This is a genomic window from Pantoea sp. Seng (assembly GCF_009829935.1).
In the GTDB taxonomy this organism is placed as follows: domain Bacteria; phylum Pseudomonadota; class Gammaproteobacteria; order Enterobacterales; family Enterobacteriaceae; genus Pantoea; species Pantoea communis.
The window spans coordinates 110,708-131,253 of sequence record NZ_SZZV01000013.1 but is presented as its reverse complement, the minus strand read 5'-3'; the positions used below and the strand labels follow the sequence as shown (position 1 = coordinate 131,253).

Annotated in this window: 22 protein-coding genes; 17 read left to right on the top strand and 5 right to left on the bottom strand. The window is 53.9% G+C overall.

The window, feature by feature from the left end; translation table 11 throughout:
- Nucleotides 1–140: 140 nt before the first annotated feature.
- A complete protein-coding gene (locus tag FD737_RS15060) occupies nt 141–1,202 on the top strand; it encodes an acyltransferase (protein WP_160833889.1) in 1,062 nt (353 codons plus the stop codon).
- A gap of 38 nt (nt 1,203–1,240) precedes the next feature.
- Here FD737_RS15060 and FD737_RS15055 read toward each other — a convergent pair whose 3' ends face one another.
- Both FD737_RS15055 and FD737_RS15050 read right to left on the bottom strand, forming a co-directional pair.
- The gene (locus tag FD737_RS15055) at nt 1,241–1,564 is read right to left on the bottom strand and encodes an AzlD domain-containing protein (protein ID WP_034824025.1); all 324 of its coding nucleotides are present in this window, start codon (nt 1,562–1,564) and stop codon (nt 1,241–1,243) included.
- Nucleotide 1,565: 1 nt separating this feature from the next.
- Nucleotides 1,566–2,306: an AzlC family ABC transporter permease gene (locus FD737_RS15050; protein ID WP_160833888.1), complete on the bottom strand. Its 741-nt coding sequence runs from the start codon at nt 2,304–2,306 to the stop codon at nt 1,566–1,568.
- Between the two features lie 104 nt (nt 2,307–2,410).
- On the opposite strand from FD737_RS15050, the gene FD737_RS15045 reads away from it, so the two are divergent.
- From FD737_RS15045 to FD737_RS14995, 11 genes are all read left to right on the top strand, one after another.
- On the top strand, nt 2,411–3,244 hold the full coding sequence (locus FD737_RS15045; protein WP_160833887.1) for an AraC family transcriptional regulator: 834 nt from the start codon (nt 2,411–2,413) through the stop codon (nt 3,242–3,244).
- Nucleotides 3,245–3,262: 18 nt separating this feature from the next.
- A complete protein-coding gene (locus FD737_RS15040) occupies nt 3,263–3,697 on the top strand; it encodes a DJ-1/PfpI family protein (protein ID WP_160833886.1) in 435 nt (144 codons plus the stop codon).
- Nucleotides 3,698–3,767: 70 nt separating this feature from the next.
- A complete protein-coding gene (locus FD737_RS15035) occupies nt 3,768–4,823 on the top strand; it encodes a nitronate monooxygenase family protein (protein ID WP_160833885.1) in 1,056 nt (351 codons plus the stop codon).
- A gap of 145 nt (nt 4,824–4,968) precedes the next feature.
- Entirely contained in the window at nt 4,969–5,403 is a 435-nt protein-coding gene (locus tag FD737_RS15030) for a RidA family protein (protein WP_045815588.1), read from the top strand.
- 2 nt (nt 5,404–5,405) lie between these two features.
- Entirely contained in the window at nt 5,406–6,080 is a 675-nt protein-coding gene (locus FD737_RS15025; protein ID WP_058961369.1) for a DUF1028 domain-containing protein, read from the top strand.
- 14 nt (nt 6,081–6,094) lie between these two features.
- Entirely contained in the window at nt 6,095–7,246 is a 1,152-nt protein-coding gene (gene argE, locus FD737_RS15020) for an acetylornithine deacetylase (protein WP_153012316.1), read from the top strand.
- 230 nt (nt 7,247–7,476) lie between these two features.
- Nucleotides 7,477–8,625: an ABC transporter ATP-binding protein gene (locus FD737_RS15015; RefSeq protein ID WP_097119141.1), complete on the top strand. Its 1,149-nt coding sequence runs from the start codon at nt 7,477–7,479 to the stop codon at nt 8,623–8,625.
- Between the two features lie 3 nt (nt 8,626–8,628).
- Nucleotides 8,629–9,624 (top strand): NAD(P)H-quinone oxidoreductase, encoded by a 996-nt coding sequence (locus tag FD737_RS15010; protein ID WP_160833884.1) that lies wholly within the window; start codon nt 8,629–8,631, stop codon nt 9,622–9,624.
- Nucleotides 9,621–10,235, top strand: coding sequence for a glutathione S-transferase N-terminal domain-containing protein (locus FD737_RS15005; protein ID WP_160833883.1), 615 nt, complete (start codon nt 9,621–9,623; stop codon nt 10,233–10,235). The genes FD737_RS15010 and FD737_RS15005 overlap by 4 nt, the downstream gene beginning before the upstream one ends.
- Before the next feature lie 12 nt (nt 10,236–10,247).
- Entirely contained in the window at nt 10,248–10,697 is a 450-nt protein-coding gene (locus FD737_RS15000; RefSeq protein WP_045815582.1) for a type II 3-dehydroquinate dehydratase, read from the top strand.
- Nucleotides 10,694–11,623: a glyoxylate/hydroxypyruvate reductase A gene (locus FD737_RS14995; RefSeq protein WP_202404564.1), complete on the top strand. Its 930-nt coding sequence runs from the start codon at nt 10,694–10,696 to the stop codon at nt 11,621–11,623. The genes FD737_RS15000 and FD737_RS14995 overlap by 4 nt, the downstream gene beginning before the upstream one ends.
- A 6-nt stretch (nt 11,624–11,629) precedes the next feature.
- On the opposite strand, the gene FD737_RS14990 is transcribed toward FD737_RS14995, so the two are convergent.
- Entirely contained in the window at nt 11,630–12,592 is a 963-nt protein-coding gene (locus FD737_RS14990; protein WP_045815580.1) for a LysR family transcriptional regulator, read from the bottom strand.
- 344 nt (nt 12,593–12,936) lie between these two features.
- Here FD737_RS14990 and FD737_RS14985 point away from each other — a divergent pair, with 344 nt between their 5' ends.
- From FD737_RS14985 to FD737_RS14965, 5 genes are all read left to right on the top strand, one after another.
- Complete coding sequence (locus tag FD737_RS14985; protein WP_058961376.1) at nt 12,937–13,968, top strand: ABC transporter substrate-binding protein; 1,032 nt, start codon at nt 12,937–12,939, stop codon at nt 13,966–13,968.
- A gap of 64 nt (nt 13,969–14,032) precedes the next feature.
- The gene (locus FD737_RS14980) at nt 14,033–14,887 is read left to right on the top strand and encodes an ABC transporter permease (RefSeq protein WP_097119146.1); all 855 of its coding nucleotides are present in this window, start codon (nt 14,033–14,035) and stop codon (nt 14,885–14,887) included.
- A 1-nt stretch (nt 14,888) separates the two neighbouring features.
- Nucleotides 14,889–15,707 (top strand): ABC transporter permease, encoded by an 819-nt coding sequence (locus tag FD737_RS14975; RefSeq protein WP_160833882.1) that lies wholly within the window; start codon nt 14,889–14,891, stop codon nt 15,705–15,707.
- 124 nt (nt 15,708–15,831) lie between these two features.
- Nucleotides 15,832–17,082 carry an NAD(P)/FAD-dependent oxidoreductase gene (locus FD737_RS14970; protein WP_160833881.1) on the top strand — a complete coding sequence of 417 codons (1,251 nt, stop codon included), beginning with the start codon at nt 15,832–15,834 and terminating at the stop codon, nt 17,080–17,082.
- A gap of 79 nt (nt 17,083–17,161) precedes the next feature.
- A complete protein-coding gene (locus FD737_RS14965; RefSeq protein ID WP_160833880.1) occupies nt 17,162–18,301 on the top strand; it encodes an alpha-hydroxy acid oxidase in 1,140 nt (379 codons plus the stop codon).
- Between the two features lie 45 nt (nt 18,302–18,346).
- On the opposite strand, the gene FD737_RS14960 is transcribed toward FD737_RS14965, so the two are convergent.
- Both FD737_RS14960 and FD737_RS14955 read right to left on the bottom strand, forming a co-directional pair.
- Nucleotides 18,347–19,066 carry a dienelactone hydrolase family protein gene (locus FD737_RS14960; protein ID WP_160833879.1) on the bottom strand — a complete coding sequence of 240 codons (720 nt, stop codon included), beginning with the start codon at nt 19,064–19,066 and terminating at the stop codon, nt 18,347–18,349.
- A 128-nt stretch (nt 19,067–19,194) separates the two neighbouring features.
- A complete protein-coding gene (locus tag FD737_RS14955; RefSeq protein WP_160833878.1) occupies nt 19,195–20,409 on the bottom strand; it encodes a multidrug effflux MFS transporter in 1,215 nt (404 codons plus the stop codon).
- Nucleotides 20,410–20,546 lie beyond the last annotated feature (137 nt).

Here is a 20,546-nt window from a genome sequence, read left to right as displayed (position 1 = left end):
ATTAAAGTGAGGTTTAATTGTATATTCTATTAGTTAAATGCATTCGGTGTATAATTTAAACAGAATAAGTCTTATTGTGAGTAAATAATTGTCAGTGCTAAGTTGAATTTACACATCCGGACATCTTTCCTGAGGGAATTATGCACGCACGCATCAAGCATCTTGACGGAATGCGCGGTCTTGCCATCTTAATGGTGATTGGTTACCACGCGTATGCACGTTGGCCAGAACTCTTGCCCTATGTAAACCTCACACAACATATTCCAGTTTTTTCTTTCGGCTGGCTTGGTGTTGAGTTGTTTTTCATGATCTCCGGCTTTGTCATATTTATGACGCTGGATAAGTCTGATAGCTATTTCAGCTTCCTGAAAAAACGCTGGCTGCGACTGTTTCCGGCAATGCTGATTGCCAGTTTGTTACTCTATGCTGTGGGTGGGTTTTTCCCGGAATGGTCAGCTATGACACCCTATGTCAGGAATCTGCTACCTGGGCTTATCTTCACTAATCCTGAAACGTTGACACAAATAACCGGTATTGAATTTAAATCGATGGCGGGTTCATTTTGGTCGCTGTACGTTGAAGCGGTATTCTATCTGATTATTGGTGCCATCTATTTTACACTGGGACGGAAATATTGCTTGCCGGGCTTGCTGGTGCCCATGTTACTGCTGTCCGCCTCCTCGGTATTAAAATCTTTAGGTCATCCCATTTTCATTGATGTTATTGCTAAGTTTGGTTTTATTCACTACGCGTGGTTTATGATCGGCTGCCTGGTGTATGAAAGAATGCATGGCCGTGACAAAGTGCTTCATTATGCGATTGTGGCTTTTGCCATGCTGATTAATTTCAGCTATTACGTCAAGAATGCCGGGGTGCTGACGGTGATCCCGCTGCTTATAGTGATGTTGTTCTTCATTGCCAGTTTTTATTCTAAACAGCTTGAGCGTCTGTTATCACTTCGATTCTTCACCGCGATAGGTTTTGCCAGTTACGCGTTTTATCTGATACACGAAAACCTCATGATTGCCATGCTGATAAAACTCAACGTGCACATTAAAAGTGAGATGATCATGTTGCTCATGCCAATAGTGGTCGCCACCGGGCTGTATTATCTGGCCTGGTTTATCACCAAATATCTTGAACCGGCGTTGAGAAATATGTTGAAGGGCAAGCGGACACCGGCACCAGAGGTGGGGCAATAAAATGGGTGCGGTGTTAATCCCGCACCCGATGCTTCACGTTACAAACCAAACCCGTAACGCAGCGCAGTATACGCCACCATGCCAGCCAGCACGGTGGCAAACAAACCGCGCGTCACGATGCCGGTGATCGCCGCAATCAGCGCTGCCAGTAACGATAAACTCAAACCTGAAGCGGTTAACGCCGGCTTTTCGATCAACTCGGCCGTGACAATGGCCGCCATAATGCCCGCCGGGATAAAGCTCAGCCACTGTTGCGCCAGCGGGGCGAGTCGGAAGCGGGAAAGCAGCAGAATCGGGCCAACGCGCATCACCGCTGTGATCAGCGCGGCAACCACAATGGTCATCAGGACATTACGCTCCATGTTATTTCCCCTCCTTGTATTTCATGCGTAACAGCAGCGTGGCCAGACTGGCGGCCATTGAGGCGGCGATTATAACCACTACGCTGAGATCCAGATGTCCCGCAGAAAAATAGGTCACCAGCACCGCAACCACAATCGCCAGCGTCTCCAGCCATTTGCGGCGGCTGGCAAACCACGTCATTAGAATCAGCCCGATAAACATCGATACCAGACTAAAACTCAATCCGGCCATCAGCGATCCAGGGACGGCAGATGCGGCATAAGCGCCAATCACACAGGCAATAATCCAGTTCAGCCAGGCGGGCAGGTTAAGACCAAACATCCAGGCAAAGGCGATTTTGCCGTGCTGGCTGCCGTGCTGTATCGCGACGCCGAAGGTCTCATCGGTGAGCAGCAGGCCGCTGACGACTTTCTGCCAGCCACTTTGGCCACGGAAGAACACGCTAATCGCTGAACTCATCAGCAAGTAGCGCAGATTAACCAGCATCACACTCAGCACCACCGAGGTCATTTCCGCGCCTGCTGCCCATAGCGAATAAAATAAGAACTGCGCCGAACCGGTGTAGAGCAGCGTCGCCAGCAGCGCGGTTTGCAATACGGAGAAACCGGCCAGCGTGCCAATGGCACCCGCAGCAAAACCGATGCTCAGGTAACCGGGCACGGTAGGTAAACAGGCGATAAAACCCGCGCGAAAACTCAGTGGATCGCTGTGTTTCGGCAGGGTGTGACTATTCAACGACATGACAATTTTCCAAAACCTTCTCAACAGATGCACCAATTTTAAGCCACGATGCGCAAGGCTATAGTAAAATCCTGCTCCCGGAGTACATCAGCGAAGGATTTGTGATGCAGGAAAAACGTGATGACATCAAATTGTGGCGTGACCGTGGTATGCACGGCGGTATGGAAATCCTGCGTGCACGCTGCTACGAGCACAGTTATCCGCCACACTTCCACGACGAATTTGTGATCGCGGCGTTTGCCCGAGGGGCACAACGTACCCGTATTTGCCGTCAACAGGGGATTGCCGCCGCTGGCACGGTGATGGTGATTCTGCCGGGGGAGGTGCACACCGGTGAAGCGGTCCAGCGTGAGGAAGGATGGGATTACTGCGCGTTTTATCCTTCCGCCACACTGGTCAATGAAATTGCGGAGTCACAGATCGGCGGCAAAGGTGAACTCAATTTTGGTGCGGAAGGGATGCGTTACGATCCGCAGCTGGCGCAGCAGATGTTGCAGGCTTCCGCCGTGATGCAAGAAAGTCCGGACGCAGTGGAAAAAGAGTGTGCGCTGTTTCAGGTGCTGAGCGCGTTAATCCGTCAACACGGCGAACGCACGTTAAAAGGCGGTGAGCGGCATGCGTTACGCGCCGATATTCGGCAGGCAATCGATTTTCTGCACAGCGATTACCATCAGCCGCTGGCGGTTAGTGAAATCGCCGCCGTCGCCGGGCTAAGCGAATACCATTTTATGCGCACCTTCCAGAAGCTGACTGGCTTGTCGGTACATCAATACCTCACGCAGATTCGCCTGATGCGGGCAAAACGACTGCTGTCACAAGGCTTCGATGCCGCGCACACCGCCAGTGAAGTGGGCTTCTTCGACCAGAGCCACTTCATCAAGAAATTCCGCGCCCATTTTGGCGTTACACCGGGTGCATTTGCGGCGGCATCGCAATGATGGAGCGAGGATCTTGCCATGACTTCCCGTAACAAACCCAATGAACAGGCGACGCCGCTGTCGGTCGGTTTCGTCCTGCTGAACCGCTTTACGCTGCTGCCGTTTGCGGCTTTTGTGGATTGCCTGCGTCTCGCCGCCGATGAAGGCGATCGCAGCCGTCAGCTGCGCTGTAGCTGGACGTTTATGTCCAGCTCTGGCAGTGAAGCGACTTCAAGCTGTGGCGCGGTGATCTCGCCCTGTGAAGCCCTCAAGAACCCGGAACATTTTGACTACATCGTGGTAATTGGCGGGGTGCAGGATGACAAGGACAAAACCGATCATCGCGCGCTGGATGATATTCGCCTTGCCGCGCAGTTTGGCACGCCATTGGTCGGTTTATGTACCGGTGTTTTTGCATTGATTCAGGCTGGCGTGATGAAAGGCCAATCATCAGCCAAAAAGTTGAAGTGGTGAGTCATGCCGATTCTCTGCCACAGAAGGGGAGTTTAGGTTTGCCCAACTGCAAAATCAAAGGAATAGAAACATGACGAACGCCCTGTGTCAGGCGCTTCAGCTGCAATACCCGCTTATTCAGGCACCGATGGCGGGCGTCTCCACCCCTGAAATGGCCGCCGCCGTCACCAATGCCGGTGCGCTAGGTTCTATCGGTGTGGGGGCCTCCACTCCCGAACAGGCAGCTGTGATGATCGCGCAAACGCAGGCGCTCACCCGAGGCCCCATCAACGTCAACCTCTTTTGCCATGCGCCAGCGGTACGCGACGTTGAACGCGAGCAGGCGTGGATTAATCGCTTTGCGCCGTTGTTTGCGCGTTATGAAGCCGAGTTACCTTCGACTCTCTCGGAGATCTATCAAACCTTCCTGAATAATGACGCGATGCTCAACGTGATTGAGCAGGCGGCGCCGGCAGCAGTGAGCTTTCATTTTGGCATCCCTTCTGCGGCAGTGATTCAACGACTCAAGGAGCGTGGGATCGTGTTGCTGGCCACCGCGACCAGTGTGGCAGAAGCATTGACCATCGCGCGCAGCGGCATTGATTTCATCGTGGCGCAGGGGATTGAAGCAGGCGGGCATCGCGGGCATTTTGATCCTCAGGCTTTCGACCATCAAATGTCGACCTTCACCCTGGTGCAGGCGATCCGTCAGCAAACTGCGCATCCGGTGATTGCCGCGGGTGGCATCATGGAGGGTTCAGGTATCGCTGCCATGTTGCAACTGGGCGCAACCGGTGTGCAGTTGGGTACCGCCTTTGTGTTATGCCCGGAATCGGCGGCAAACGCGGCTTATCGCGCGGCAATGAAACAGGCCAGTGCAACCGGCACCGAACTTACCGCTGCGATTTCTGGACGTCAGGCGCGCTGTTTAAGCAATGATTTCTGCGATTTTAGTCGTGACTTCGCCACCAGTGATGTACCGGATTATCCGTTGACCTATTCGCTGGGCAAAGCGCTGGCCGCAGCGGCTGCGGCGAAACAGCACCACGGCTTTGGCGCGCAGTGGGCTGGGCAGGGTGCAGCACTGGCGCGGGAAATGCCTGCGGGTGAGCTGGTGTCATTGTTGATGAATAAGTGGCAAAGCTAACGAAAACTATCTGCCATTCATGGCAGATAGCCATTGATTCACTGGATTAGGATTTTCAAAACCAACACCTCGGTTAATGCTGTTTTGTCTGCTGCGCGTCGCGCGGTATACCTTGCGGGACATCCATTCATCTCCGCAGGCAGACATGAGCACACATACACGCATCCGCAAATTCAACACCAAAGAAACGTACCCTAACCAAAACCTCGACAACGATCTTTGCCAGGCTGTGCGTGCCGGGAATACCGTTTACGTACGCGGTCAGATTGGCACTGACTTCGAGGGCAATCTGATTGGGCTTGGCGATCCGGCTGCACAGGCCGATCAGGCGATGAAAAACGTCAAGCAGCTGCTGGAAGAGGCGGGCAGCGACCTGTCACACATCGTCAAAACCACCACCTATATTATTGACCCGCGTTATCGTGAGCCGGTTTATCAGGTCGTGGGTAAATGGCTGAAGGGTGTGTATCCGATCTCAACCGGACTGGTGATTTCAGGGCTGGGTCAGCCGCAGTGGCTGATGGAAATTGATGTAATCGCGGTTATCCCGGACGACTGGCAGCCACAAGCAGGAGCCTGATCATGACGTTATCAATTGTAGGACGCTGTGCCGAGACCGGTCAGATGGGTATCGCCATTAGCTCATCCAGTATTGCCGTCGGCGCGCGCTGCCCTTGGTTACGCACCCAGGTGGGCGCCGTTTCCACACAGAACATCACCTTACCGGCGCTGGGCCCGCGCATTCTTGACCAGTTGCAGCAGGGAAAATCTGCTCAGGCCGCCTTAGCCGCCGGGCTGGCGTCTGACGAATATCATCAATATCGCCAGGTCACCGTGCTGGCGGCTGATGGGCAAAGTGCCTGCTTCAGCGGAGAAAAAACCTTAGGAGTGAACCATGCGTTGAGTGGTGTGGATTGCGTGGCGGCAGGAAATTTACTCGCCAATCCCGAGGTAATCGTCGCGATGGTAAACGCCTTTGAGCGGAGCGAGGGGCACCTCGCCGATCGCCTGATCTGTGCCATGCAGGCAGGTATGAAGGCGGGAGGTGAGGCCGGGCCAGTACATTCGGCTGCGCTGTCGATAATAGCTGAACCAGTCTGGCCTATTGTTGATCTGCGCGTTGACTGGACCGAGGCCGATCCCATCGAGGAGCTCAACACCCTGTGGCAGGCTTATCAGCCTCAGATGCAGGATTACGTGATCCGCGCATTGGATCCCACCAAAGCCCCCAGCTATGGCGTACCCGGCGACGAGTGATGCAAGGAGCTTCTATGGTGACCAGCCGTACGTTACTGGCTCAGTTGGTGGCCTTTGATACCACCAGCCGTGAGTCCAATCTGGCGCTGATCGATTTTGTCTGGCGCTATCTGACCGATCTGGGTGTGAACTGCGAACTGATTCATAACGCTGAGCGCAGCAAAGCCAATCTGTATGCGAGGCTCGGTCCCGCAGGCAAGGGCGGCGTGATGCTCTCAGGGCACAGCGATGTGGTGCCTGTAGATGGGCAAGCGTGGAGCGTTCCGCCTTTTGCGCTGACCGAGCATGACGGCAAACTCTACGGGCGCGGCACCGCGGATATGAAGGGATTTATCGCCTGTATGCTGTCGGCCGTACCGCATTTTCTGGCACAACCTCTCACTCAGCCGCTGCATCTGGCGATCTCTTATGACGAAGAAGTGGGTTGCCTCGGCGTCAGAACCTTGCTGGATGCGTTAGCGCAGCGCCCGGAAAAGCCGGACATTTGCCTCATCGGCGAACCCACCGAGCTGCAACCGGTTTTAGGCCACAAAGGCAAACTGGGCATGCGATGTGAAGTGCAGGGCGCGGCGTGCCACTCTGCTTATGCGCCACAAGGCGTGAATGCTATCGAGTACGCAGCAAAATTGATTCATCGACTAACCGAGATGGGTGAGCGACTGGCTGCTGCGGAAAATCAGGATGCGCGTTTTGATCCGCCCTATACCACCGTGCAAACCGGCGTGATTCAGGGCGGGCGGGCGCTGAATATTGTGCCTGCAGAATGTAGTTTTGATTTTGAAGTTCGCACCTTACCCAAAGATGATGCGCAACAGGTAGCCGACGAACTGGAGCGTTACGCACAGCGCGACCTGTTGCCCCTTATGCAGGCCGTCAATCGCGACACGTCGATTCGTTTCACATCTATCAGTGGTTATCCCGGTTTATATACTGACGCGGAGAGTCCCGCAGCGCGTTTGATTGCGCACCTGACCGGTACCGACAGCTTTAGCACGGTGGCCTTTGGCACCGAGGGCGGCTTGTTCCATCAGGCTGGTATCCCAAGTGTTATCTGCGGTCCTGGCAGTATGGCGCAAGGGCACAAACCCGATGAGTTTATCAGCCTGGAACAGCTGACCGCCTGCGATGCCATGTTGCGGCGGTTAGCGGAGTGGATGTGTCTATAAAGTGACGCTGTCACTCATTGCGCAAGCTTATTGAGCCGCACCCTTCAGTTATCTCGTTCTTGTTTTCATCAATCACACACCAGGCTGAAGGGCGCGGTTATCAGGCCGCGCCCAGCCAATTTGCCTGCTTTAACTTTTCCAAACACCAGCTTCAGGAAGCACTAACCGCATGATGCACGCATTCACCGTATGCTGGTGGTAAGCAAAGATAGCCCGTTTCTGGAGAGTCCATGGTCAGTGCAGAAGTCACCCCGTTCCCGCAGCCCGACGTGCTGCATCCTGTAGCCAATAAAGCCAACGTTGCCGTGCAACTGGATGGCGTACTTAAACGCTTTGGCGATGCCATAGCGCTACACAAAATTTCGTTAACCATCGAAGAGGGTGAGTTTATTACGCTGCTCGGCCCATCAGGCTGTGGCAAAACCACACTGCTAAACCTGATGGCAGGCTTTGCCGAAGCAGATGGCGGCGAAATCTTTATTGATGGCGATCTGGTCACCGAGATCCCTCCTTACCAGCGTGAAATCGGTATCGTCTTCCAGAACTACGCACTGTTCCCGCATATGACCGTGGAGAAGAATGTTGGTTATGGTTTGCGTATGCGCGGTGTACCTAAGGCGGAAATCGCTGAGCGTGTAGAACAGGCATTAGCGCTGGTTAAACTGGCGGGCTACGGTCAGCGTAAGCCGCGTGAACTTTCTGGTGGGCAGCAGCAGCGTGTTGCCCTGGCGCGCGCTCTGGTGATTCGCCCGAAAGTGCTGCTGCTGGATGAGCCGTTTTCCGCACTCGATAAAAATCTGCGTTTATCGATGCAGGTCGAGTTAAAAGCTATTCAGCGCAAACTCGGCGTCACCACGGTATTTGTCACCCACGATCAGGGCGAAGCGCTGAGCATGAGTGACCGGGTAGTGGTGATGTCTGCTGGACACGTTCGCCAGATTGGTACCCCGGATGACATCTATCGCCGTCCGCAGGATCCTTTTGTCGCGGGATTTGTCGGCGATGTGAATATCTTGCCAGGCCACTACGCTGGCCGCGACAGCACCGCCGTTATAGAGCTAGGTGGCAATAAACTGCGTCTTCCGTCAGAGCGAGTAAATGCCCATGTGGGCGAACGTCTTGATGTCTACATGCGCCCAGAAAACCTGCAACTGGCACCGTTGAGCCCCCACTCCCTGTTCAGTGCCACGGTGATTACCCATGTTTTCCAGGGTGATCATGTGGATGTACATCTTGATGCGCCAGCACTGGGCAGCGCGGCATTATTTGCGCGCCAATCGGGACTCGAATCCCTGACGCGCTGGCCGGTAGGCAGTGTGGTGGGCGTGAGCGTTGATGATGAAGGTGTTTGTGCGTTTAGCGCGGCGAAGCAAGGATAATCGATGTTACCTGAAATGATGAACGCCGTAATAGCACGCCAGCCCGGCGGTCCTGAAGTACTGGCATCAGTCAGCCGTCCTGTGCCGCAACCGGCGGCTGGAGAAGTGTTGATTCGCGTCAGCTGTGCGGGCGTTAATCGCCCGGATATTATGCAGCGTAACGGTATGCCGCTACCGCCAGGCATCACCGATATTCTCGGGCTGGAAGTCTCAGGCACCGTGGTCGCACTCGGCGCGGGTGTCGAATACCCGAGAATCGGGAGCGCCGTGATGGCGTTACTCAACGGTGGCGGATACGCCGACTATTGTGTCGCGCGTGCCGAACTCTGCCTGATCGTCCCGCATACCTTGCCGCTGAATCATGCCGCTGGCGTGCCGGAAGCCGCATTTACCGTCTGGCATAACCTGTTTGAGCTGGGCCGTCTGCAACCGGGGGAAACGGTATTGATCCATGGTGCTGCCAGCGGCGTCGGGACCTTTGCGATTCAATGCGCTCAGGCTTGCGGAGCAAAGGTATTCGCCACCGCAGGCGGTGCCGATAAAATCGCCGCGCTGCAGCAACTCGGTGTTTGTCGAGCCATTGACCGACATCACGAAGACTTTGTTTTCGTTATTGAGGATGAAACCCAGGGCCGCGGTGTGGATGTGGTGCTGGATAACGTAGGCGGCGATTACGTGGCGCGCAACCTCAGCGCTCTGGCACCCGGCGGACGCCACGTGAGTTTGTCGTTTATGCAGGGGGCGAAAGTTGAGCTCGACTTACAGCTGGTGATGCGCAAAGGGTTAAGCCTGACGTCATCCACGTTGCGTCCCAAAAGCGCCGCAGAGAAAGCACGGCTGGCGCAGAACATCAGCAAACACCTGTTGCCACTGATGGCGAGCGGAAAGATTTCCCCGATCATTCATACGACACTACCGCTGGCACAGGCCGCCGACGCCCATCGCATTCTTGAAGCCAACGCCAACATTGGCAAAGTTCTGCTGCAGGTGGCGTCATGATGCAACTCTTCTACGCCAGCACCTCGGCGTATGTACGTAAAGTCATGGTCTGTGCGCAGGTGCTGGGGTTAGCTGACGCGATCGCGTGGCTGGATTCGGCGGCACATCCTGTCGAACGGGATGAACGGATCGCGGCGTTTAATCCGCTGGCGAAAGTGCCCGCATTGCGAACCCATCATGGGCTGTGTCTGTATGACAGCCGCGTCATTTGTGAATATCTGAACACGCTGTCACAAGGCACGCTGTTCCCCGCAACCGGGGATGCACGCTGGGAAAGCCTGACACGACAGGCATTAGGCGATGGCTTAATCGATGCCGCCTTATTGGCCCGCTATGAATTTAGCGCGCGTCCGGAAGAGAAACAGTGGCAAAACTGGGCCGACGCGCAGTTAAAAAAAGTCACCGCCGCTCTGGCAGAAATCGAACGACAGGTTTCGCAATTCAGCCAGCAGCCTGATGATATTGGTTTGATTGCAATTGGCTGTGCACTGGGCTATCTCGATTTTCGTTTCGCAACGCTTAACTGGCGTGATAGCTATCCGCTGACTGCCGCATGGTTCGCCGGTTTTGATGCTCATCCGGCAATGGCCGCAACGCGTCCGCACGTTTAATCAGGAGTTTTCATGTCACAGCAAATCTATTTTCTGAATGGACCCAATGCCAATTTGTACGGCCTGGATAAAAACGGCACCTACGGAAGCGAGAGTTTTGTCAGCATCGGCGAACGTTGCCAGCGCCGCGCAGCATCACATGGCGTGGTATTGCACTTTCGTCAAAGTAACCATGAGGGCGTCCTGGTCGACTGGATTCAGGAAGCGCGACAAAACGCCGCCGGGCTGATTATCAATGCCGCCGGTTTGACCTACAGCTCAGTGCCAATTCTGGATGCATTGCTGATGTTTGATGGCCCGATCATCGAAGCGCACATGAGCAATATCTGGAAGCGTGAGCCGTTCCGCCATCACTCCATGGTATCCAAAGCGGCAACCGGTGTGATAGCTGGACTCGGCGTGTTGGGCTACGAACTGGCCATTGATGCGGTGGTCACCCTCATCAAGGCGGATGTGGCATGACAACCCTGGTGTTTTACAGCGAGTTTGACAGTTACTCCGAGTGGTCAGCACTGCTGGCCCCACATCTGCCCGGTGTCAAAATTTGCCGAGCAGAGGAGGTTCTGGACGCCAATGACGTGCACTTCGCGCTGGCGTGGAAACCGCCGCACGGTTTTTTTGCCCCGTACCGCAATCTTAAGCTGTTGGTGAATCTCGGTGCGGGTGTTGATTCGCTGGTAGGACGCGATGACCTGCCGGATATCCCGATTATCCGCCTGTCCGATCCTGATATGGCCAGGATGATGGCTGGCTATGTGCTGTTCGCGGTGCTGCGCTATACGCGCGACATCCCGGCATTTGAACGGGCGCAACGCGAGCGGCGCTGGCACTACCTTCATCCTCGGGTGCCATCAAGCGTACGGGTTGGCGTGATGGGTTTGGGAGAGTTGGGGGCTTTTGCCGCGCAGGAATTAGCACGGCAGGGGTTTGCTGTGCGTGGCTGGTCACGCTCACAAAAAAACATTGCCGGTATTGAATGCAGCAGCGGGCTGGCATCGCTGGATGATTTCCTCAGTCAGAGCGACATTTTGGTCGTGATGTTGCCATTAACGCCGAGTACCACCGGTTTGCTCAGCCAACAACGGCTGGCGCAACTGCCAAAGGGGGCGGCCTTTATCAATGTGTCACGCGGCGCGATTGTAGATCAGGCTGCGCTGACCTGCGCGCTACAATTGGGAGATATTGCCGAAGCTACGCTGGATGTGTTTGACCGCGAACCGTTGCCGCCGGAAGATCCGCTGTGGCGTATGGAGAATGTGTTAATCACCCCCCATCTGGCCTCGGTCGCCATTCCCGCCAGCGCAGCGTTACAGGTTGCTGAAAATATTCAGCGCGCCGCGCGCGGGGAAGCGGTATCCAATCAGGTGTTCCCGGAACGCGGATACTAAGCGGGTTCAGGCCACGCGCACCACTTGCGGGTCGAAATAGCTCGGGGCTGCCATGCCCGGAATGTATTGATCGGAGATGAACATCTGGCAACGTTCGGCAAAGGCGTTCACCACCATGGATTGCTGGGTGTTAGCCATGGTGGCATAGCCGAGTTGCATCGGCTTGTTCACGCCTGCCAGACGCACGCGGATCAGCCGTTTGCCATCCTGTGACAGGTGCGCTTTCGGGCGCACGTTGGCAATGCCAAATCCGACGCCGTTGGCCACCATAGCACGCACCACTTCCATATTGCTCGAGCGCATCACCACATTCGGCGCCACACCCGCTTCACTGAACAGGCCGAGGAAATATTCGCGGCTCCATGGCATATCCAGCAACACCATCGGCATCGTTGCCAGGTCCTGAATGGTTACCGCCGATTGTGTCGCCAATGGATGATGTTCGCCCACCATCACATACGGCGGCAACTGCGCCAGGGATTTAAACGCCACGTCATTGGCCGGCACTAAATCATAAGTGAGGGCGATGTCGATATCTGCCGAGCGTAATTGCTTCAGCAATTGCTCGTGGTTGCCTTCGACGAGGGTGATACGCACGCCAGGAAATGCGCGACCAAAGCCAAACACCAGTTCCGGCGTCAGCATCGGTGCCAGCGTATCCAGACAGCCCACACGCAGAGGACCACGCACGTTGTTGAGTGACTCAGAGGCGATGGTATAGAGATTGTTCATCTGATCCAGAATCAGCTTGGCCTCTTTTAACACTTGATGACCAATAGCCGTCAGGGAGACGCCCTGCGCATGGTGACGCACAAACAGCTGCACCCCCAGCTCAGATTCAATATGTGTAATAGCTGCGGAAATCGACGGTGATGAAACGTGAATACGTTCCGAGGCACCAATAATGCTTCCGGCCTCACCGGACGCGACAAAGTATTCCAGCTGACGCTGGGTGATGCGACTGAGCATGCAGATTCTCCTGGGATCGCCGACGCGATCATGTCGCGCCAGTCATTGTAATAGTCCCGATGACCCTGCATTAATCATGCCAGAGGACGGTTAACAGCATAATCGCCTGACCGCTCCATCACGCCCATTCGCTTCTGCCTCATCACTGATTAAGAAAATCCGTTGTAAAGCAGCGTCCTTTTTAGCCTCAGAAATTCTGATGCAAGGGCGAGGAAAAGGCTGTTTTACCGAATCACCTCGCGACGGCATTATCCCAGCAACACCAGAAGAGTCCGATAGCACTGTTTTGGTGCATCGCGTTTCACATTGCTGTTACAGCCATTTCATTCATTGGGGACGAGAATATGTTGCGTAAGATTTTTGCCTTAACGTTGCTGACGACGAGTGTATTAACTGCAGGTAATGCAATGGCCGCCGACAAGCTGATTGTCAGCACCTGGGGCGGCAGCTTTAAAGACCTGATTGATGAAACCATCGCCAAAGAGTTCACCAAAGAAACCGGCGTCGAGGTGCAGTTTGTCACCGGCGGCACCATTGATCGTTTGAACAAAGCCAAGCTGGCGGGTGGCACACCGGAGACGGATGTGACCTTTACCACCGCGCACGTCGGCTATCTGTATGCCAACAGCGGCCTGTTTGAAAAGCTCGATATGAGCAAAATTCCTAACGCGGTGAATCTGGTTGAGCAGGCGAAGGTCAGCCCGTATCACCTCGGCGTGTGGGGCTATGTCTATACCATCGGCTATCGCCCGGATCTGGTACCGAAAGGTGAAACCTTCACCAGCTGGAATGACCTGTGGAAACCAGAGCTGAAGGGCACGCTGGCCCTGCCAGATTGGGACCCAAGCCATATCATTGCCGTTTCCGCCAAACTCTCCGGGGCTGATGCCGCACACTGGCAGCAGGGCGAAGCGAAGATGAAAGCGCTGATTCCGAACATCAAATCCTTCTATACCGATGACGCCAACAGCCAGCAGTTGATCTCCACCGGTGAAACACCCGTGCAGGTGATGCTGTCGATGAATGCCTACAGCATGATGGCCGAAGGGGTGAACATCAAACTGGCGATACCGAAAGAGGGTGCCATTTTGGGTGTGGACACCGTGGGCATCAACAAAGGGACCAAACACGCCGATCTGGCCTACAAGTTTATGAATATCGCGCTGAAACCGGAAATTCAGGAGCAGGTGGCGAAGATCTATCGTGGCAGCCCAACGGTGACCAACGCGCATATCGATCCTGAACTGGCGAAATTGCCTGGCATGTTGACCACGCCAGCGCAGTGGAATGCCACCATCAACACCGATCCACAACTGCGTGCCGAGAAAACAGCCGAATGGCGCCAGTGGTTCTCTGAAAACATCATGTCTCACTGATTGGTTCATCACGGGCGGCCACCAGGCCGCCCACAAGCAACACTTTATTCAGGCAGCAACGTCTATGACGAGAAAACCGACATTCTTACCCTGGTTCATTATTCCCGCCACACTGACAGCACTCGGACTGGTTGTGGCCATGTTCGCGGTGATGCAGTTTAGCGTGCGGGCTTATATTCCCGGTTCGCTCGACGTGGGCGGATTTACCCTGGCTAACTTTAACGGACTGCTGAAAAGCATTTACGCCGATGCTTTTATTAACACGGTGATGTTAAGTGCCAAAACTGCCATCTTTGGCCTGCTGATGAGTTACCCATTGGCCTATGCGCTGGTGCGCACGCGCACCACCTGGATCAAATCGACGATTCTGATTATCGCGATTACGCCGCTGTTTCTCGGTGAAGTGGTGCGTACCTACTCGTGGATTATCGTGTTGGGAAACAGTGGCTTCCTGAACAGCCTGCTGCTGGCACTCGGCATCATCTCAAAACCGATTCAGTTTATGTTCACCCAGAGCGGCGTGGTGGTAGCACTGGTGCACGTCACCATGCCGATCATGGTGCTGATGCTGGCCACGGCGCTGTCGCATATCAACCCTGACTATGAAAAAGCGGCAACCAGTCTCGGTGCCGGACCCGTTCGTACCTTATTGACGGTGACGATTCCACTATCGATCCCAGGTATCGTGGCCAGTCTGACCACGGCATTTGCCTGGACCTTTAGTGCTTTCGCCACGCCGCAGTTGATTGGTGGCGGACGCGTAAGCACCGTGGCAACCATGGTGTATCAGCTTGGTTTCTCGTCAATGAACTTCCCGTTTGCCGCCGCGCTGAGTATTGCCGGCTTGATTCTGACCATCCTGCTGCTGATGGCATTGAAACGCCTGACCCGCTTCCTGCACGCTATGGGAGAACATTAATATGACCCGTTCGATGAACGATAAACTGGTGACGCTGGCCGGACGTTTGCTGGTGGCCGCCATCCTCATTTTTGTCATGCTGCCCACCGTTGTGGTGTTTATCTCTTCGTTCAGCAGCACTGCGGTCCTGTTTTTCCCGCCCAAAGGCTGGTCGCTGCGCTGGTTCGAGCGTGCGGTGAATTACGATGATTTTCGTCACGGCTTTTATTCCGGACTGATCGTCACCGCGTGGGCATCTTCGCTGGCAGTGATCATTGGTGCAACGCTGGCGATTGCCATTGAGCGCTATTCCTTTCCGTGTAAGCGCGTGCTGGAAGGCATTTTACTGTCGCCACTGTTTATCCCGCATTTCACTATCGGTTTAGGACTGCTGATGCTGGTCTCACAGCTGGGCCTCGGGCGCGGCTATCCGCTGGTGATTTTCTGCCATATTGTGCTGGTGCTGCCATTTGTATTGCGCAGCGTCTACGTTTCGCTCAAGAACCTCGAACAGCGTATTGAAATGGCGGCAGCCAGTCTGGGTGCTTCGCCACTGCGGGTCGTCTGGACCATTACGGTGCCGTTGATTTTACCGGGCCTGTTTGGTGGCTGGATGTTTGCTGCGATTCTCTCTTTTAATGAATTTACCGCGTCGCTGTTTATTACCACCCAGGCAACACAGACCTTGCCGGTCGCCATGTACAACTATGTGCGTGAATTTGCCGACCCAACGCTGGCCGCGCTGTCAGTGATTTATATTGCGGTAACGGCAGCCATGCTGATTATTGCGAATAAGTTTTTGGGCCTTGGCAAGATATTAAACGTTGAAGCCCGCCACTAATCATGAATCTGTGCGCTTTGGTTTTACCGAAGCGCTGAATTAAAAAAGCTTGCTTAGCGTTAACACGAACAATGATTACGATGATGAATAACCCATCGCGTTAAAATCTATTTAGGGATTCCACATGTCAGTAGAAAAAATTAATACCGTAATTGTCGGTGCAGGTCAGGCGGGCATTGCAATGAGTGAACATCTTTCATTGATGGGTGTCCCGCATATTGTATTTGAGCGTAACCGCATTGCAGAGCGCTGGCGTTCAGAGCGTTGGGATTCACTGGTCGCCAATGGCCCCGCCTGGCACGATCGATTTCCATCAATGAAATTCGACAATATTTCTCAGGAAGCTTTTCCTCCTAAAGAGCGCATGGCTCAATATTTCGAAGATTATGCCAAAATGCTCAATGCGCCGGTGCGCACTGGCGTTGAAGTGCATCAGGTTGAACGTCTGCCGGGACGTAGCGGCTTCAAAGTGCTGACCTCTATTGGAGAATTTGAAGCAGATAATGTGGTGGCGGCAACAGGGCCGTTCCAGAAGCCTTCATTCCCGCAAATCGTGCCGGACAGTGCCAACCTGCATCAAATTCATTCCTCTTCCTATAAGAACCCGCAGCAGTTGCCAGAAGGCGGCGTGCTGGTGGTGGGCGCGGGCGCGTCAGGCTCACAAATCGCGGAAGAGCTGGGTAAAACGGGCCGCAAAGTCTATCTGTCGGTCGGCGAACATTATCGTCCACCACGCTCTTATCGTGACCGAGATTACTGCTGGTGGCTGGGTGCTTTAGGCTTGTGGGATGAAGTGAAAATCAAGCCGAAAAAACAGCACGTTGCCTTTGCCGTGAGCGGCTATGAAGGCGGTAAAACGGTTGATTTTCGTCGTCTGGCTCATATGGGCATTACCCTGGTGGGTATTACTCAGCAATGGGATAACGGCGTGTTGAGCTTTGCTGATGGCCTGGCTGAGAATATTGCAGAAGGTGATAAAGCTTATTTCGACGTACTACGTGATGCCGATGCTTATATCGAGCGTAATGGTCTGGATCTGCCGCTGGAGCCACAGGCCTGGGCATTATTATCCGATCCAGACTGCCTAATTAATCCTTTAACGAAATTAAACCTGGCCGAGGCCGGTATCACCTCTATTATCTGGGCGACAGGTTTTAAATTTGATTTTAGCTGGTTGCAGGCGGATGCATTTGATGAGAAAGGCGTGCCTTTCCATAAGCGTGGTATTTCAGCGGAGCGGGGTATTTATTTCCTTGGTTTACCGAATCTGGTGAATCGCGCCTCCTCCTTTATTTATGGCGTGTGGCACGATGCAAAATATATTGCCGATCATATCGTGCTACAGAATGCCTATACCGACTACGAGAAATCGTAAGTTATCTGTGTGTGTATTTGCGTGATCGCAGGCGGCTAAATGTTATTTTATTTGGCCGCTTTTTTTATCAGGTGGAAAAGTGACCATTACCTGTATTGAAGAATTGCGGCAACTGGCGCGAAAACGTGTGCCAAAGATGTTTTATGACTATGTCGATGCAGGTTCCTGGACGGAATATAGCTATCGCGCCAACGAAGCTGATCTACGCCGCATCGAATTTCGTCAGCGTGTCGCGGTGGATATTGCGGAACGCAGCACGGCAAGCCGAATGATGGGGCACGATGTCGCGATGCCGGTGGCGATTGCCCCCACCGGACTGACCGGCATGATCCATCCCGATGGTGAAATTCATGCGGCACGCGCAGCCAAAAAATTTGGTATTCCCTTTACGCTCTCTTCCATGAGCATCTGTTCGCTGGAAGCTGTATCTCAGGCCACGCAGGAGCATCCATTTTGGTTCCAGCTCTATGTATTGCGTGACCGGCAGTTTGTGGCAAATCTGATCGATCGCGCTAAAGCGGCCAACTGCAGCGCGTTGGTGGTGACCATGGACTTGCAGGTCTTTGGTCAGCGCCATAAAGACATTAAGAATGGCCTTTCCACGCCGCCCAAAATGACGCTGCGCAATGTGCTCAATATTGCCACTAAACCGCGCTGGTGCTGGCAGATGCTGAATACGAAGCATCGTAATTTTGGCAATATTATCGGGCATGTAAGCGGTGTGGATAACATTGACTCGATGGTGGAGTGGACGGCACAACAGTATGATCCGCGGCTCTCCTGGAAAGATATCGAATGGATTAAACGGCACTGGGGCGGCAAGTTGATTGTGAAGGGCATAATGGATGCCACTGACGCGCAACTGGCGATCGAAGCGGGTGCCGATGCGTTGATTGTTTCCAACCACGGTGGGCGTCAGCTGGACGGCGTGTCTTCGTCAATTACACTGCTGCCGGAAATTGTGGCGGCGGTCGGCGATCGAATAGAAGTGCATTTTGATGGCGGCATTCGTTCCGGGCAGGATGTATTAAAAGCCATAGCGTTAGGCGCCAAAGGCACCTACATCGGGCGTAGTATGCTGTATGGATTGGGGGCGCTAGGTGAAGAAGGGGTGACCACAGCGCTAAGCATCATCCGTAACGAGTTTGATCTGTCGATGGCGTTTTGTGGCAAAACCAGTGTAGCGGCCATTGATGGCGGGATTTTACGCGTGCGCTGAAAGACGGGGAAATAGCGGGAGGCTAGTCATCCTCCCGCCGCGTCATTAAAACACTTCATCCAGCAATTGATACAGGCGTTTGAAGGCACGCTGCGTCACTTCCGGATGATACTGCGATACGCCAGCATTATCGGCTTTTGGATCGGTGAAGGAGTGCACCGCACCGGCAAAGCTCACCAGCTGCCAGTCAACGCCTTTGCTGTTCATCTCATTGGCGAAGGCGGCTAGCTGCTCGCGCGGCACAAGAGGATCGGCCGCGCCGTCCAGTACCAGCAGTGAAGCCTGGATAGTATGACTGTCATAAGCGCCCTGGGTATCCAGCGTGCCGTGGAAAGAGGCGGCCGCTTTGATGTCCGCGCCGCTACGTGCCAGTTCAAGCGCACAATGGCCGCCGAAGCAGAAACCGATAGCCGCAACCTTATCCGCGTTGACGGGGGCGGTGGTTTGGGTGCGCAATGCGCTGAGGGCTGCCTGCATGCGCGCCACTTCGGCGGGGGTGTCTTTCACTGCCATCATCATCGCACCCGCTTCTTCGCCGTTAGTGGGGCGTTGACCCTGACCGTACAGGTCAGCTACCAGCACCACATAGCCGTGGGCGGCAATGGCTTTGGCTTGTTCAGCAACATCAGTGGTGGCCCCCATCCAATTGGGCGCAATAACAATGCCCGGTTGAGCAGTGTTATTATCAGCCTGGTAAACTAAATAACCTTCAAATGTCTCGTTGTCCACGGTGTAAGAAAGGAATGAAGACTGGATGTTGCTCATTAATTAAGCTCGCTTATTTTTATTAGCAGATGAAGCCACGACGTTACCGACTATTTTGAATTTAGCAATTGCATGCTGGGCTCACCGCACCAAATGTTTAATGTCATATTTAACATTTCACTTCAGCATTAAATTTCTGCCATTTTTGGCTGGGCTTTTCCTCCGCCAAGCGTGCTAAGAAAACTGAACAGGGTGAATACCGTCATAATGCTCACCATAATCCAGGGCGTACCGTTGTTAAGCCCTGCCAGCAGCAGTGAGGAAACAATCCCACTACCGTATTGCAATGAACCTATTAGCGCGGAGGCTGAACCGGTGGCATTCGGCACGGCATCCAGCGCGGCCGCGGTGGCTGAAGCTGCAATAATCCCGTTCATCGAGAAGAAGATAAAAATACAGATAACCAATCCCGCCAATGCTGCCGGATGCGTTTTCAGTACAAAACACATCACGAAAGTCATCAGTGCGGCGATAAAAGAGGCGGATTTCAGCAGCGTCTCAAGCCGTACCTTTTGCACTAAACGTTTATTAACGGTGCTGACCGTCACCAGTCCAAGGATATTTATGGCGAACAGCCAACCATAATGTTGCGGATCGATGCCGAAATAGCTGATATACACCGCAGGCGATCCGACAATAAAGGCGTAAGCGGCAACGTAGTAAAAAGTCACGCACAAGGTAAAACGCATAAAGTTTTTATTTTGCAACAATGCGCGATAATTACCCATTATTTGCCGAGGTGACGCCGTTACCCTTTTTTCTGCCGGCAGTGTTTCAGGAAGCCAGAGCAGTGATATAAACATCAATGCGCCGACTACCGCCAGAAACCAGAAAATCACCGGCCATTGCGAGTAACGAATGATTTGCCCACCCATTAATGGCCCCGCGATAGGGGCAATCGCCATAACAATGATCAGCGTCGACAGCATTTGCGCAGCGCGCGTGCGGGTGAAAAGGTCGCGGATCATCGCACGCGCCAGCATCGGGCCGGTGCTGGCGCCAGCGGCCTGAATGACACGCCAGAAGACAATCTGAGGCATGTCGCTGGAGAGTGCGCATCCCGCTGAGCCGACAGCAAAGATAATCATCCCGATATATAGCGGTGTTTTTCGGCCGAGTTGATCGCTAATCGGGCCCCAGATTAGCTGTGCGATGGCAAAGCCAATCAGAAATCCGGTGAACGTCAGTTCCGAATCGCCGTGTAACGCGGCTGACATCGCGGGCATCGCCGGAAGATAGATGTCGGTTGAGAGCGAGGTAAATGCCATCAGCGCGCTAAGAATAATAATAAAAGCGATGCCGGTTTTCATATCCGGAGGATGCGTTGCAGTTTTGATATCCATAGTGTCCTTTTATAAGAAAAGGATGGGGCCTGTGCGGTGCCAGGGCTTGAATACAGTGATGGAAAAGGGATTGCGGGGTAGCTTAACAAAGGCGGAAGGGATTGATTAGGTGCGCCAGTCTACTAGCACCTATGAGC

What these genes read in the sequence shown, in the direction of transcription:
- FD737_RS15025 (WP_058961369.1), top strand. Translation starts at nt 5,406, where the DNA reads ATGACGTTATCAATTGTAGGACGCTGTGCCGAGACCGGTCAGATGGGT.
- FD737_RS15045 (WP_160833887.1), top strand. Translation starts at nt 2,411, where the DNA reads ATGCAGGAAAAACGTGATGACATCAAATTGTGGCGTGACCGTGGTATG.
- FD737_RS15040 (WP_160833886.1), top strand. Translation starts at nt 3,263, where the DNA reads ATGACTTCCCGTAACAAACCCAATGAACAGGCGACGCCGCTGTCGGTC.
- FD737_RS14975 (WP_160833882.1), top strand. Translation starts at nt 14,889, where the DNA reads ATGACCCGTTCGATGAACGATAAACTGGTGACGCTGGCCGGACGTTTG.
- FD737_RS15015 (WP_097119141.1), top strand. Translation starts at nt 7,477, where the DNA reads ATGGTCAGTGCAGAAGTCACCCCGTTCCCGCAGCCCGACGTGCTGCAT.
- FD737_RS15000 (WP_045815582.1), top strand. Translation starts at nt 10,248, where the DNA reads ATGTCACAGCAAATCTATTTTCTGAATGGACCCAATGCCAATTTGTAC.
- FD737_RS15010 (WP_160833884.1), top strand. Translation starts at nt 8,629, where the DNA reads ATGTTACCTGAAATGATGAACGCCGTAATAGCACGCCAGCCCGGCGGT.
- FD737_RS15030 (WP_045815588.1), top strand. Translation starts at nt 4,969, where the DNA reads ATGAGCACACATACACGCATCCGCAAATTCAACACCAAAGAAACGTAC.
- FD737_RS14955 (WP_160833878.1), bottom strand. Translation starts at nt 20,409, where the DNA reads ATGGATATCAAAACTGCAACGCATCCTCCGGATATGAAAACCGGCATC.
- argE (WP_153012316.1), top strand. Translation starts at nt 6,095, where the DNA reads ATGGTGACCAGCCGTACGTTACTGGCTCAGTTGGTGGCCTTTGATACC.
- FD737_RS14995 (WP_202404564.1), top strand. Translation starts at nt 10,694, where the DNA reads ATGACAACCCTGGTGTTTTACAGCGAGTTTGACAGTTACTCCGAGTGG.
- FD737_RS15005 (WP_160833883.1), top strand. Translation starts at nt 9,621, where the DNA reads ATGATGCAACTCTTCTACGCCAGCACCTCGGCGTATGTACGTAAAGTC.
- FD737_RS14990 (WP_045815580.1), bottom strand. Translation starts at nt 12,592, where the DNA reads ATGCTCAGTCGCATCACCCAGCGTCAGCTGGAATACTTTGTCGCGTCC.
- FD737_RS15050 (WP_160833888.1), bottom strand. Translation starts at nt 2,306, where the DNA reads ATGTCGTTGAATAGTCACACCCTGCCGAAACACAGCGATCCACTGAGT.
- FD737_RS14980 (WP_097119146.1), top strand. Translation starts at nt 14,033, where the DNA reads ATGACGAGAAAACCGACATTCTTACCCTGGTTCATTATTCCCGCCACA.
- FD737_RS15055 (WP_034824025.1), bottom strand. Translation starts at nt 1,564, where the DNA reads ATGGAGCGTAATGTCCTGATGACCATTGTGGTTGCCGCGCTGATCACA.
- FD737_RS14960 (WP_160833879.1), bottom strand. Translation starts at nt 19,066, where the DNA reads ATGAGCAACATCCAGTCTTCATTCCTTTCTTACACCGTGGACAACGAG.
- FD737_RS15060 (WP_160833889.1), top strand. Translation starts at nt 141, where the DNA reads ATGCACGCACGCATCAAGCATCTTGACGGAATGCGCGGTCTTGCCATC.
- FD737_RS15035 (WP_160833885.1), top strand. Translation starts at nt 3,768, where the DNA reads ATGACGAACGCCCTGTGTCAGGCGCTTCAGCTGCAATACCCGCTTATT.
- FD737_RS14970 (WP_160833881.1), top strand. Translation starts at nt 15,832, where the DNA reads ATGTCAGTAGAAAAAATTAATACCGTAATTGTCGGTGCAGGTCAGGCG.
- FD737_RS14985 (WP_058961376.1), top strand. Translation starts at nt 12,937, where the DNA reads ATGTTGCGTAAGATTTTTGCCTTAACGTTGCTGACGACGAGTGTATTA.